Here is a 13,805-nt window from a genome sequence, read left to right on the forward strand (position 1 = left end):
CGGATGGATCGCGAACTTCTGCTCGAGATCGGCTGCGAGGAACTTCCCGCGTCGTGGTTGCCGGCGCTGACCGAGCAGCTGGCGCAGCGCCTCGGGCAGCGGCTGAAGGATTTCCGCCTCACCACCGACGGCCCCGTCGAGAGCAGCGCCACTCCGCGCCGCCTCACGGCGCACGTCACGCGCGTCGCCGAGCGACAGTCGGACCTCGAGGAGAACGTCAGCGGGCCGGCCGTCTCGGCGGCCTTCGGGCCCGACGGCACCCCGACACCCGCGGCCGTCGGTTTCGCGCGCAAGTATGGTGTCGAGGTCACCGATCTGACCCGCGTGACGACGCCGAAGGGGGAGTACCTCTCCGTCGTCAAGCGTGAGCGCGGGCGTGCGGCGGTGGACATCCTCCCTGACGTGCTCGGCGCGACGCTGCGCGACCTGCCATTCCCGAAGCAGATGCGGTGGGACGCCTGGATCGACGACGGCAAGGGCGAATTCACGTTCGGCCGGCCGATTCGCTGGATGCTGTTCCTGTTCGGCGGACGGGTGGTGCCATTCGTCATCCGCCGCAGCTCAGGCGCGCAATCCAGCCTGGTGCAGGACGTGCGCTCCGGCGCCCTCACCTACGGGCATCGCTTCCTGGCGATGAGCGGGCGGCCTGGCCGGTCGGTGAAGGTCCGCAGCGTCAGCGACTACAAGCAACGCCTCGGCGAGCACTTCATCCTCCTCGAGCACTCGGAGCGGCACGACCGGCTCGTGCGCGAACTCGATGCGCACGCGCGTCGCCTGGGCGGTCGCGTGGCCTCGCAGCCGGCGTTGCTGCACGAGGTCGCCGATCTCGTCGAGTACCCGTCGGTTGTCGCAGGCGTGTTCCCGCCGGAATTCCTCACCCTGCCCGACGAGGTGCTCACGACGACGATGATTCACCACCAGCACTATTTCCCAGTGCTGGACGAGCAGCAGAAGCTCCTCCCGGCCTTCCTCGCCGTGACCAACATCGAGGTGGAGCAACCGCAGAAGATCGCGATCAACGCCGAACGCGTGCTCACCGCGCGCCTGCGCGATGCGCGCTTCTTCTGGGATGCCGATCGGCGCACGCCGCTCGCGGCCAAGCTCGCACGCCTCGACACGGTGCTGTTGCACAAGGCCCTCGGCAGTTACGCCGCCAAGGCGGCGCGTCTCGAACGGCTGGCGCGCTGGATCGTCACCGAGGCCTTTGGTGGGACGCCGGCGCAGGCCGACGACGCTGGCACTGCGGGACGCCTGGCCAAGGCCGACCTGACCACCGACATGGTCCGGGAGTTCACCGAGCTCCAGGGCATGATGGGTGGCATCTACGCACGCGAGGATGGTTCCAGCGAGGGTGTCTGGAAATCCATCTATTACCAGTACCAGCCGGTGGGCGTGGAGGCGCAGCAGTCGCCGACCGCGGCGCAACTCGGTGATGCCGCGCTCCCGTGGGCCGCGGTGGCCATCGCCGATCGCGTCGACACGCTGGTGGGCCTGTTTGCCGCCGGTGAGCAGCCGACCGGCACGCGCGACCCGTTCGCGTTGCGTCGCGCTGCCCAGGGGCTGGTCAAGGTGCTGGTGGACCTGCCCGATGTCGGCGGCGTCAGCCGGCAGGTGGCGCTCGAGGGGATCGTCGCCGAGGCTCGTCGCGCCTACGAAGCCCAGGGCCTGGTGACCGACGTGGCGGGCAAGACCCAGTCGCTCGGTGCCTTCGTCGTCGAGCGGCTGAAGTTCCTCTGCGAGAGGCGCGGCTACCGCCCTGATGAAATCGCGGCGGTGCTGCCAGATGGTCAGGGCCTTGCCGGGCTCGCGCCGCTCTCGGTGCGGCAGCGGCTCGACGCGTTGCGCGCGGTGCGGCCGTCGGGCGACTTCGAGCCCCTGGCCGTCCTCTTCAAGCGCGCCACCAACATCGTCAAGGATGTGCCCGCCGGGGATCCCGCCACGCTGGATCTCGCAGCGATTCGCGCCGCACTCGCGGAGCCTGCCGAACTGGCGCTGGCCGACGCGCTCGAGGCGCGCCGGACGGCCATCACGGCGGCCGTGGGCCAGGCCGACTACAGCCGCGCCCTGCTCGAGGTCGCCGCGTTGCGGCCCGCCGTGGACCGGTTCTTCACCGAAGTTTTCGTCATGGTCGACGATGCTGCCCTGCGCCAGGCCCGCCTGTCGCTGCTGGCTGCCCTGCGCGATACGGTGCGCGGCATCGCCGATCTGTCTGCCATTGCGGGGCCACAGGCCTGAGTCCCGCCATCATCAACGTTCAATAGGAGTCATTCCGTTCATGGCCAAGAAAGCTGCACGCGCCCCCAAGCGTTCTGCGACGCCCGCGCGTCGCGCCGCCCGCCCGTCGACCCCCGCCCGCAAGGCGGCCCCGCGCAAGGCCACGGCGCCGCTGCGCAAGAGCGCCGCACGCGCCACGACCACCGCGAAGGCGGCCAAGTACGTCTACAGCTGGGGCGCTGGCAAGGCCGACGGCAACGGCACCATGAAGCCGCTGCTCGGCGGCAAGGGTGCCAACCTCGCCGAGATGGGCCGCATCGGGTTGCCCGTGCCGGCCGGCTTCACGATCTCGACCGAGGTCTGCACGTACTACTACGACAACAAGCGCACCTACCCGGCGGCGCTGCAGGCGCAGATTGCGGCGGGCATCGGCAAGATCGAGAAGATCATGGGCGTCACGTTCGGCGACGCCACGAGGTTTCCGCTGCTGGTCGCGGTGCGCTCGGGTGCACGCGACTCGATGCCGGGCATGATGGACACGATCCTGAACCTGGGCCTGAACGACGAGACGGTGATCGCGCTCGAACGCGCCACCCAGAACCCGCGCTTCGCGTGGGACTGCTACCGTCGCTTCATCCAGATGTACGGTGACGTGGTACTCGGCGTGCAGAAGCGCGCCGGCGAGGATCACGAGCCGTTCGAAACGGTGCTCGAGACCTACAAGGACGAGACCTACGGCAACGGCCATCTCGAGGACAACAAGCTCACGGCCGACGACCTCAAGACGATCATCGATCGCTTCAAGGCGCTGGTGAAGGAGCGTACGGGCAAGGCGTTCCCGTCCGATCCGTGGCAGCAGCTCGAGGGCGCGGTCAGCGCCGTGTTCGGGTCGTGGATGAACGACCGCGCGATTGTCTACCGCCGCAAGTACAACATCCCGGCCGAGTGGGGTACCGCCGTCAACGTGCAGGCGATGGTGTTTGGCAACACCGGTGACGAGTCGGGGTCGGGCGTGGCGTTCACGCGTGATCCGGCGACCGGCGAGAAGGTGTTCTACGGCGAGTTCCTGCTGAACGCGCAGGGTGAGGACGTGGTCGCCGGCGTGCGCACCCCGGAGGCCGTGGCCGAACTCGCCAAGCAGATGCCGAAGGCCTACAAGGAACTCGACCGCATCCGAAAGGTGCTCGAAACGCACTTCAAGGACATGCAGGACTTCGAGTTCACCATCCAGGACGGCACCGTGTACATGCTCCAGACGCGCAACGGCAAGCGCACGGGCGTGGCCGCGGTGCGCATCGCGACCGAGATGGTCAAGGAAGGCCTCATCGACTGGAAGACCGCTGTCATGCGCGTGCCGGCCGACCAGCTCGATCAGGTGCTGGCGCCGATCTTCGATCGCGTCGCGGTCAAGAAGGCCAACGTCATCGCCAGGGGGCTGCCGGCGGGTCCGGGAGCGGCCTCCGGCGAGATCTACTTCAACGCCGATCGCGCCGTGGAAGCGGCGGCGAAGGACAAGAAGGTGCTGCTTGTCCGCGTCGAGACGTCCCCCGAGGACCTGCGCGGCATGATCGCGGCCGAGGGCATCCTCACGGCGCGTGGCGGCGTGTCCTCGCACGCGGCGTTGGTGGCCCGGCAGATGGGCAAGGTCTGCGTGTGCGGTGCCGCGGCGCTGCATGTGGACTACAACAAGCGCACGCTGACGGTCGATGGCACGGTCTACAACGAGGGCGACTGGCTGTCGATCGACGGCACGGCCGGTGAGGTGTATGCGGGCCGCATCGAGACCGGCGCGTCCGAAGTGATCCAGGGCCTGGTCGAGAACGACGCCGAGGCCAAGAAGGGCCGCACGTTCAAGAACTTCGTGCAGCTGATGAAGTGGTGCGCCGAGGGCACGCGGATGACCGTGCGCACCAACGCCGACACGCCCGAACAGGTGCGCAATGCACTCGCGTTCGGCGCCGTCGGCATCGGCCTTACGCGCACCGAGCACATGTTCTTCGAGGGTGATCGCATCGACGCGATGCGCGAGATGATCCTCGCCGAGTCACTCGAGGCGCGCCAGGAGGCGCTGGCCAAGTTGCTGCCCTACCAGCGCGAGGACTTCTTCGGCATCTTCAAGGAGCTGAAGGGCTACCCGGCCACGATTCGCTTCCTCGATCCGCCGCTGCACGAGTTCCTGCCCAATAGCGGCGACCAGCAGAAGGACCTGGCAAAGAAGCTCGGCATCCCGGTCGAGAAGATCCAGCAGCGGGTCCACGACCTGCACGAGTTCAACCCGATGCTCGGCTTCCGTGGCTGCCGCCTCGGCATCCGCTACCCCGAGATCACGGCGATGCAGGCACGCGCCGTATTCGAAGCGGCCGCCGACGCCAACAAGAAGGGCTACAAGGCGAAGCCGGAGATCATGATTCCCCTCGTCGGCTTTAAGAAGGAACTCGACCTGCAGGTGGAAGTGGTCCACGAAGTCGCGCGCAAGGTGCAGGCCGAGCGCAAGACGACCATCAACTACAGCGTCGGGACAATGATCGAGGTGCCGCGTGGCGCGCTGACGGCGGACGAGATCGCCCAGACGGCCGAGTTCTTCAGCTTCGGCACCAACGACCTCACGCAGACGACGCTCGGCATGTCGCGCGACGACTCGGGCTCGTTTCTGCCGCCGTACGAGGAGCTCGAGATCGTCAAGAAGAACCCCTTTGCCACCATCGACCAGACGGGCGTCGGCGCCCTGATGCGCATCGCGGTGGAGAAGGGCCGCCAGACCCGCAAGGACATCAAGCTGGGGATCTGCGGCGAGCACGGCGGCGAGCCGGACTCGGTGAAGTTCTGTGATGCGATCGGTCTCGACTACGTCAGTTGCTCGCCCTTCCGCGTGCCTGTCGCGCGGCTGGCAGCAGCCCAGGCGGCGTTGGCCGCGAAGAAGAAGTAGGCCGGGCGCCGCGGCCCTGGGGCATCCCCCCGGGCCGCGTCGTCATGCCTCATGCTTGATGCGTCAGGTCTCAAGTCTCAAGCCTCAGGTCAAGTCTCAGGTCTCAGGGTTGCCTGAGACTTGAGTCCTGAGACTTGAGGCAAGCCCCGTCCTGCTGTATTCCTGTTCAGTGCATTCCACCGACTCCGCGGTCGCGACTCCGTCGGTCGACGTCGTCTGTTCGCCGTCGTCCGATGATGTGCTGACGGTCTTCGTGCACGCCCACGGCCAGACGCGCCGTGCTGACGCGATCGACCCGTCGTGGCTGGCGCCCGACTCGGGGATGATCTTCTGGGCCGATCTCGGCAACGTCGATCCCGCCGCGACGCGGCACATCCTGTCGGACACCTTCCGGTTCCACGAGCTCTCGGTCGAAGACGCGGTTGGCTCCTCGCATCACCCCAAGGTCGAACCCTACGACGGGTACCTGTACCTGATCCTGCACGGCATCGACTGGAACGCCACCCAGCAGGGCGGCTTCACGACCCACGACATCGATTTCTTCATCGGCCCGAACTACCTGGTCACCGTCCACAACGGTGCCTCGCGCTCCATTGCATCGGTGCAGGGCATCTGTCCCCGCAACGGCTTCGTGCTCGGTGACGGCCCGGAGGTGAGCGCCCTCGAGGACCGCCTCGACGCCGTCGAAGAGGCGGTCTTCAGTGCCAGCAACGAGGAAGTGGTGCGGCAGATCCTGCACATCAAGCGTGACGTCGGATCGCTGCGCCGCGTCGTGATGCCGCAGCGGGACGTGATTGCGCGGCTGGCCCGGCGCGAGTTCGCGATCATCGACGAGGCTCTCAGCTACAAGTTCCGCGACGTGCACGACCACCTCGTGCGCCTCGCCGACGAGGCGAACACCTTCCACGATCGCGTCACCGGCGTGCTGGATGCGCATCTGTCCTTCGTCTCGAATCGGATGAACGAGGTGATGAAGGTACTGACGCTGATCGCGACGATCTTCATGCCGCTGACCGTGCTCACGAGCCTGTACGGCATGAACGTGAAGATTCCGTTGATGCCCGGCAGCGACGGCGCGCAGTTCTGGGACGTGGTGATCATGATGGCGGTGATGACCGGCGCGATGGTCTGGTACTTCAAACGCCGGGGCTGGATCTGACGTGAAGATCCAAATCCTGCCGTCCGCGCTCGCGAACCAGATCGCGGCCGGCGAGGTGGTCGAACGGCCGGCCTCGGTCGTCAAGGAACTCGTCGAGAACGCGCTCGATGCCGGCGCCCGACGGGTTGCCGTGAGCATCGAGCAGGGCGGCCGGGCGCTGATTCGTGTCGAGGACGACGGCGAGGGCATGGCGCCTGACGATGCGCGGCTCGCGATGCATCGCCACGCGACCAGCAAGATCCGCGTCGCGTCCGACCTCGATGGCATCCGGACGCTCGGCTTCCGTGGAGAAGCCCTCCCGAGCATTGCCTCGGTGTCGCATTTCACGCTTCGTACCCGGGCGCGTGGCTCGCTCACCGGCATCGAACTGCGCATCGATGGCGGTGAGCCGCGTGACGTGCACGACATCGGCGCGCCCGAAGGCACGACGATCGAGGTCCGCGACCTGTTCTACAACCTGCCAGCGCGGCGGAAGTTCCTGAAGGCGGACTCGGCCGAGGCCGCGCAGGTGTCGCGTCTCATGACGCAGCTTGCGCTCGGTGCGCCGATGGTCGGTTTCCAGCTGGCGAGCGGCGGACGCAAACTGCTCGACTGTCCACCGGCCAGCGACGTCGCCGAGCGCTTCTACCAGATCTACCAGGCGCGTCCCGACCTTGTCGAAGTGCGCCGCGAGGGCGGCGGGATGCGCGTTCACGGGTACATCGCGCCACTCGCCGAGCAGGGTCCGCGCCGCGGGCCACAGAACATCTACGTCAATGGGCGCATCGTTCGCGACAAGACGATCGCGCATGCGATTCAGGCCGCCTACGCCGTGGCTACCGTGAAGGAACGCAGCCCTGAAGTGCACCTGTTCATCGACATGCCGCCGGAGCGTGTCGACGTGAACGTGCACCCGACGAAGGCGGAAGTGCGGTTCCTCGAGCAGGGCCTGGTGCATGAAGTGTTGCGTCGAGCGCTGACCGACGCGCTCGGTGCCGGTCCGTCGCCGGAATTGCGGCTGCAGGCACCCGTCGCGCCGATTGCGTTGCCCGCGATGCCGATGCTGCCGGGCGTGCTGCGACCCGACCCGTCGTTCCAGCAGGAGAGCTGGCGTCCCGTCATTGAGGGAGGTCGGGCTTCGATGGTAGGGCCGGCTGTCCCAGCCGGCCATCACCGCGAAGACACTCCCGCTCCATGGGAAGACGTCTCCATGGTCCAAGGCCCGCTCGGACGCAGCGGAGATGGCCCGCTCCCGCCTTCGCCCATGGGCTTCGGCGCGCCAGACGGAGAGCGGGCCCTGCCAACCGATGCGATCCTGCCGATGAAGCCACTCGGGCAGTTCCGGCACACGTACATTCTCGCAGTCGACCAGGACGGGCTCGCGATCGTCGACCAGCACGTGGCGCACGAGCGCGTGCTCTACGAACGAATCTACGAGCGGCTGACCAGGGGCCGTCTCCAGAGCCAACGGTTGCTCACGCCGCTGGTGTTCGAGGCCGATGCGTCGCAACTGGCTGGGATCGAGGCACATCTCGGCGACCTCGAACGGCTCGGGTTCGATGTCGAACCGTTTGGCGGCAAGTCGGTGCGCGTGACGGCGATGCCCGCGCTCATCGACCTGGGCGACGTGGAGCCGGCGCTGCGTGCGCTCGGCCAGGACCTCGAAGGTTTCGATCGCGGCGGCAGGGTAGACGATGTGCTGAAGCACATCGCGGCGACGATGGCCTGCCATGCGGCGGTGAAGGCCAACGACCCGCTGCCGCTCGAGAAGATGCAGTTCATCCTCGACGAACTGCACGCCACCGCCTATTCGACCGTGTGCCCGCACGGTCGCCCCGTGATGTTGCGCATCACGCGGCGGGAAATCGAGAAAAGCTTTCAACGGATTTGATCTCGACCGTCGACCTTTGGCCTTCTGCGTTCGGCGTTCTGCGTTCAGCGTTCGTCGGTGTCCGCCCGTTCCTGCCGCTTCTTCTTGATCTCCCGCCAACCCTCCAGCCGCCGCGCGATCTCCTTCTCGAACCCGCGATCGGTCGGCCGGTAGAATCGGCGGCCCTGCAGCGCCGGCGGCAGGCAGTCCATGCCCGTCACCGCGTCGGCCGCGTCGTGGGCGTACTCATACCCCTTGCCGTACTCGAGTTGCTTCATCAGCCGCGTCGGCGCGTTGCGCAGGTGCAGGGGGACTGGATCGGCTTCGTCGCGCCTGGCCGCATCGGCGGCCTCGTTGTACGCGGCGTAGACGGCGTTGCTCTTGGGCGCGGTCGCCAGGTACACCGCCGATTGCGACAGCGCCGTGTTGGCCTCCGGCATCCCGAGAAAATGCGCGGCCTGCTGCGCGGCCATCGCGACGACGAGCGCCTGCGGATCGGCGTTGCCGATATCCTCGGACGCGAACCGCACGAGCCGCCGCGCGACGTACATCAGGTCCTCTCCGGACTCGAGCATGCGCGCCAGCCAATACACCGCAGCGTCGGGGTCGCTGTTGCGCAGCGACTTGTGCAACGCGGAGATGAGGTTGTAGTGCTCCTCGCCGCTCTTGTCGTACCGGAGTGTCCGGCGCGCGACCAGGGGTGCGAGGTGTTCACGTGTGAGCCGTCGCGGCTCGCTGTCGGGGACGACGCTGACGGCGAGCTCGAGTAGGTTGAGTCCGGTGCGCGCGTCGCCATTGGCGTGTACAGCGATTGCCTGCAGCACACCGTCCTCGACCTCGACGGCCTGCGTGCCGAGGCCGCGCGCCTCGTCGAGCAGGGCACGTTCGAGAATGGTGGTGACGGCGTCCGTCGTGAGGACCTGCAGCACGAACACCTTGGATCGCGAGAGCAGCGCCGCGTTCACCTCGAACGAGGGGTTCTCGGTCGTGGCGCCGATCAGCACGATGTCGCCGGCCTCGACGTGCGGGAGGAAGGCATCCTGCTGCGCGCGGTTGAAGCGATGGATCTCGTCGACGAACACGACCGTGCGGGCGCAGTCGCGCTGGCGCGCGGCGGCGGCGTCCACCATCACCTGCTTGACGTCCTTGACGCCTGACAACACGGCACTGAACGCGACATACCGTGCCGCCGTGGCCTGCGCGATCGCCCGCGCCAGTGTCGTCTTGCCCGTGCCGGGCGGACCCCAGAGGATCACGGACTGCAGCACATCCCGGTCGATGGCCTCGCGCAAGGGCCGCCCGGGCGCGAGCAGGAGGTCCTGGCCGACGATCTCGTCGATGGTTCGCGGGCGCATGCGATCGGCGAGCGGCACATGGCCGCTCACCCTCGGCGTGGCGGATGGGTCGGGCGGCGGCGGGCCGAACAGCGACGGCTCACTCACTGGCCACTCCCGACTCCCGACTCCCGCGATTGCGTCGCTGCCGCGCGACCTCGAAGAGCACGAGGCTGGCGGCAACGCCGACGTTGAGCGATTCGACGGGTGGCCGCATCGGAATGCGGATCTGCAGATCCGCCATGGCCCTCACGTCGTCGGGCAGGCCGGCGCCTTCGGCTCCGGCGCACACGGCGAGCGGCCCGTGGAGATCGGCCTGATAGAGGTCGACGTCGCCGTCGGCGGCGAGCGCGACGAGGCGGAGCCCATGCGCGTGGAGTGTACGCAGGGCATCCCGCGCGTCGGCGATGCGCGCGACAGGCAGCCGCAGGGAACTCCCCATCGCACCGCGCAACGCCTTCCACCCGAACGGATGGGCCGTACCACCGGTGGCGACCAGGCCGGTGGCACCGGCCGCCTCGCTGCTGCGGATCAGCATTCCCACGTTTCCTGGATCCTGGATGCCGACGGCCACGGTCAGGAGCGCCTGTGACGTCATCGCGAAATGCGACACGTCGCGCATGGCGAGCGTCGCCAGGGCGAGGATGCCGGCCGGCGTGCGTGCAGGACTGGCAGCGTCGAAGACCGCCGGTGTGACCCGCTGGACGAGCCGGCCTTGCTGCTCGGCACGCCTCACGATCGCGGCGATGTCGGGACGGGTGTCCGCGCCCTCGGCGAGGACGATGACAGGCAGCGCGAGACCGGCGTCGATGGCATCGGCCACCAGGTGTGGCCCGTCGAGGAGCACGTCGTCGGTGTGGCCGTCGGCGGCGTCGCGACATCGTGCGACGAGCGGATGGCGGCGGCTGGTGATGGTGGTGTCGGTCATGAGGGCAGGCGGCGGCCGCGCAAACCCCTATATGGTAAGATTTCCGCGTCGTTGGCCCAACTGACGCGGGTTCGCAGGCACATGGGGTGCGTGCGAGACCCCGCTGTGCCATCGCCGGGAACGACGCACGTGCTAGAAGTCAAAGCGCAGCTGCTCAGGAAGTTCGAGGACGAGATCTCTGCGCTGGATCGCGAGCTCAAGACGGAGCTCCCCAAGGAGATCCAGCGTGCGCGCGAACTCGGCGATCTTCGCGAGAACGCGGAGTACCAGGCCGCCAAGGAGCGGCAGACGTTCCTGCAGGCCCGCATCGGCATGCTCAAGAAGCGCATGGCCGACATCTCGCTGATCAACCTCGACAAGATACCGCAGGGGAAGGTCGCGTTCGGTTCGACGGTGACGCTTCGGGAAGAGGGCGAGCCGGTCACGTACCAGCTCGTCATGCCCGAGGATGCCGACGCCGCCAAGGGCCTGATCTCCACCGCCTCGCCGATCGGCCGCGCGCTGCTCGGCAAGGAAGTGGGTGACGAGGTCACGGTGCCCACGCCCAATGGCCAGCGATCCTTCGAGCTCATCAAGCTCGTTACCATCCACGACTAGCGTCGCCACGCCGCCGGGCGCGCCCCTCGGGACGCCGTACGCACCGCGGCTGCGCACCGCCCTGGTGTTCACGGGGACGGGCTCGGCCGGGGCGTATCACGCCGGCGTGATGAAGGCGCTCGCCGAGGCGGGCGTCAAGGTCGATCTCGTCGGCGGCCGCGGCATGGGCGTCGCCAGCGCGATGCTCGCCGCGCTCGACGGCGGCACGCGGCTCTGGCAGGCGTCCGGCGCCTGGAGCGGCGCACGACCCTCCCACCTGTACCGATGGCGGCTGCCGTGGCGTGTGGTGGCGTGGGCGCTCGCCGCCTGCTTCGCCGTCCTCTCGATCCCGGTGCTCGTGCAGGTCGGCGCCGCCCTGTTGTATCCGTTCGCCTACGCCGTGCAATTGAGCGGGCTGGATCGTGATGGCCGCGTCGCGCGCCTCTTCGTCGGCACCATCGCCGCGACCTTCAACCACACGCTGTTCGCACAAGTGATTCCTCGCGTCGCCGTGCTCTCGATGCTCGGAGCCGCGTTGTTCCTCGCCGGCGAGTACGTGTTGCGCACCCGCAGTCAGGGGCGGCGGCGAGTGGCTGGGCGGCCATGGTGGGTGGCGCTCGGCTCTCCGCTCGACGCGCGCCAGGCCGTCGCGCATTTCGCCCAGGCGTTGTGGAGCGGGCCGGCCGCCGGCGGCGCGCACACGACCGATCGTCGCGAGCTGAGTCGACGCTACGTCGAGATGATCGGCGAGGGGCTCGGCCAGCCCGGGTCGGCCGAGCTGATGTTCGTCGTCCACGACCTCGACACGCGACGGGACCTGGTGTTTGCCGCGCTCCAGGACGCCTGGCGCCGGCGCTTCTTCATCGAAGACGCCGAGGGCGTGCGCGCGGGCGAGGTGATCGATCTGCTCGGGGCCGGACGCGATCTGGCAATGGATGGCCTCGCTGCGGCGCTGGCGGTGCCGATCGCGGCCGAACCGCATCCGATGACGTTCCCGCTCGACGGCGCCTGGCACGGCGAAACGCACCTGCTCGCCGATCGACCCGAGGGCCTCGTCCGGTTGCTCGAGGAAGTCTCAGCCGCCGGCGCCGAACAGGTCATCCTCGTGAGTGCGGCGTCGCCGCTGCAGGGACCGCACGGCCTGGCACCCCGTCGCGCCGATCCGCGCGCCTGGCTCGGGCAGGCGATCGCCGGGCACGAGAGTGCCAGCGTCCGCGACGCCTCGACGGCCTTCTTCGATCGCTTCACGAACGTCTACCACGTGCAGCCCAGGCACAACCCGCTCGGTCCGTTCGACCTGGCCGGCGTACATGACACGCGCTCGGACCGTCATGCCGCGCTCGACGAGCTCCTGCGCCGCGGCTACGACGATGCGTATGCGCAGTTCATCGTGCCGGTGGTGGGCGGCAGCGCGGAAGGACTCGAGCAGCCTGCGCCGGTCGCCGTGGCGGCCGTGGACGACCTGCCGCTCACCTGAGGACATTGTCAATTGCAGGATTTCAGAATTGCAGACTTTCAGTGCGGATACCAACCTTCGAGCTCGTCGAGATCGTGAACTTCTGAAATTGTGAAATTTTGACATTTGCTGCAGCCATGAACACGACACGCAAGGGACTGGCCACGCGCCTGATCCACACGGCCGAGGGCCACCAGCCCGGAGCCGTGCCGCTCACAACGCCGATCTACGAGACCACCACGTTCGTCTTCGATTCGACCGCGCAACTGCAGGCCTATATCGAGGGCGGCTCGGACAGCTACTTCTACTCGCGCTACGACAACCCGTCGCTGCACGCGCTTGAAGCCAAGCTCGCCGAAGCCGAGGATGCCGAGGCCGCGATGGTGTTCGCCTCGGGGATGGGCGCCATCGCGAGCACGATGCTGAGCCTGCTGTCGGCAGGCGACGAGGTGGTGTGCAGTGCCGCGATCTACGGCGGCACGTTGCACCTGCTGCAGTCGTTCCTCGCGCGGTTCGGGGTGACGACCCGCTTCGTCGAACTCGATCAACTGCGCGATCCGACGTTCGTCATCGGACCGGCGACGAAGGTGGTGTGGTTCGAGTCGCCGATCAATCCGACGCTGCGGTGCCTGGACATCGCCCGCGTGGCCGGGGCGTGCCGTACCGCCGGTGTCCTCTCGGTGATGGACAACACCTTCGCGACGCCCTTCAACCAGCGTCCACTGCCGCTCGGCGTCGACCTGGTCATGCACAGCGTCACCAAGTACCTCAACGGGCACAGCGACGTCACCGCGGGAGCGATCATGGGATCGCGCGAGCTCGTCGAGCGGCTCATCCCGGCCCGCAAGCTGATTGGCGCCCTGCTGGACCCGGCCGCAGCCGGTCTCGTGGCGCGCGGGCTGAAGACGCTGGAGGTGCGCATGGAGCGCCACAACGCCAACGCGCTGGGATTGGCGCGCGCCTTCGAGGGCGACCGGCGCATGAGCGCGGTGCTGTATCCGGGCCTGGCCAGCCACCCCGATCACGCCATCGCGGCGGCCCAGATGCGCGGGTTCGGCGGCATGGTGACGTTGGATCTGCCGGGTGGCTTCGACGCCGCGGCGCGCTTCTTCGATCGCATCGCCGTGTTCAAGCGCGCCACCAGCCTGGGCGGTGTCGAGAGTCTGTGCAGCCTGCCGGTGCTGACATCGCAATATGGCTGGACCGACGATCAGCTCGCCAGCGCCCAGGTCACGCGCGGCATGGTGCGGCTGTCGGTCGGGATCGAGTCGCTCGAGGACTTGATCGCGGACGTCGACCAGGCGTTGGGCTGATTTCAGAATTTCACGGCTTCACAATTGCACCCCCACCTCAGCGCTTCGAC

9 protein-coding genes are annotated in these 13,805 nt (G+C 68.0%); 7 read left to right on the forward strand and 2 right to left on the reverse strand.

Going from position 1 to position 13,805, the window contains the following annotated elements; genetic code table 11:
- Positions 1-3: 3 nt before the first annotated feature.
- From glyS to mutL, 4 genes are all read left to right on the forward strand, one after another.
- Complete coding sequence (gene glyS / locus LuPra_RS15960) at positions 4-2,235, forward strand: glycine--tRNA ligase subunit beta (RefSeq protein WP_110171660.1); 2,232 nt, start codon at positions 4-6, stop codon at positions 2,233-2,235.
- A gap of 40 nt (positions 2,236-2,275) precedes the next feature.
- The gene (ppdK, locus tag LuPra_RS15965) at positions 2,276-5,140 is read left to right on the forward strand and encodes a pyruvate, phosphate dikinase (protein WP_110171661.1); all 2,865 of its coding nucleotides are present in this window, start codon (positions 2,276-2,278) and stop codon (positions 5,138-5,140) included.
- A gap of 169 nt (positions 5,141-5,309) precedes the next feature.
- Positions 5,310-6,299, forward strand: a complete 990-nt coding sequence (locus LuPra_RS15970; protein ID WP_110171662.1) for a magnesium transporter CorA family protein — start codon at positions 5,310-5,312, stop codon at positions 6,297-6,299.
- A gap of 1 nt (position 6,300) precedes the next feature.
- Complete coding sequence (mutL, locus tag LuPra_RS15975) at positions 6,301-8,169, forward strand: DNA mismatch repair endonuclease MutL (protein WP_110171663.1); 1,869 nt, start codon at positions 6,301-6,303, stop codon at positions 8,167-8,169.
- Positions 8,170-8,213: 44 nt separating this feature from the next.
- Here mutL and LuPra_RS15980 read toward each other — a convergent pair whose 3' ends face one another.
- Together LuPra_RS15980 and LuPra_RS15985 are read right to left on the reverse strand one after the other, a co-directional pair.
- Positions 8,214-9,503, reverse strand: a complete 1,290-nt coding sequence (locus LuPra_RS15980) for a replication-associated recombination protein A (protein ID WP_110174722.1) — start codon at positions 9,501-9,503, stop codon at positions 8,214-8,216.
- Positions 9,504-9,582: 79 nt separating this feature from the next.
- A complete protein-coding gene (locus tag LuPra_RS15985; RefSeq protein ID WP_110171664.1) occupies positions 9,583-10,410 on the reverse strand; it encodes a TrmH family RNA methyltransferase in 828 nt (275 codons plus the stop codon).
- Positions 10,411-10,539: 129 nt separating this feature from the next.
- Here LuPra_RS15985 and LuPra_RS15990 point away from each other — a divergent pair, with 129 nt between their 5' ends.
- From LuPra_RS15990 to LuPra_RS16000, 3 genes are all read left to right on the forward strand, one after another.
- Positions 10,540-11,007 carry a GreA/GreB family elongation factor gene (locus LuPra_RS15990; protein ID WP_234800414.1) on the forward strand — a complete coding sequence of 156 codons (468 nt, stop codon included), beginning with the start codon at positions 10,540-10,542 and terminating at the stop codon, positions 11,005-11,007.
- A 64-nt stretch (positions 11,008-11,071) separates the two neighbouring features.
- Positions 11,072-12,463 (forward strand): patatin-like phospholipase family protein, encoded by a 1,392-nt coding sequence (locus LuPra_RS15995; RefSeq protein ID WP_110171666.1) that lies wholly within the window; start codon positions 11,072-11,074, stop codon positions 12,461-12,463.
- Positions 12,464-12,579: 116 nt separating this feature from the next.
- Positions 12,580-13,755: a trans-sulfuration enzyme family protein gene (locus tag LuPra_RS16000; RefSeq protein ID WP_110171667.1), complete on the forward strand. Its 1,176-nt coding sequence runs from the start codon at positions 12,580-12,582 to the stop codon at positions 13,753-13,755.
- Positions 13,756-13,805 lie beyond the last annotated feature (50 nt).

This window comes from Luteitalea pratensis, assembly GCF_001618865.1.
GTDB lineage: Bacteria > Acidobacteriota > Vicinamibacteria > Vicinamibacterales > Vicinamibacteraceae > Luteitalea > Luteitalea pratensis.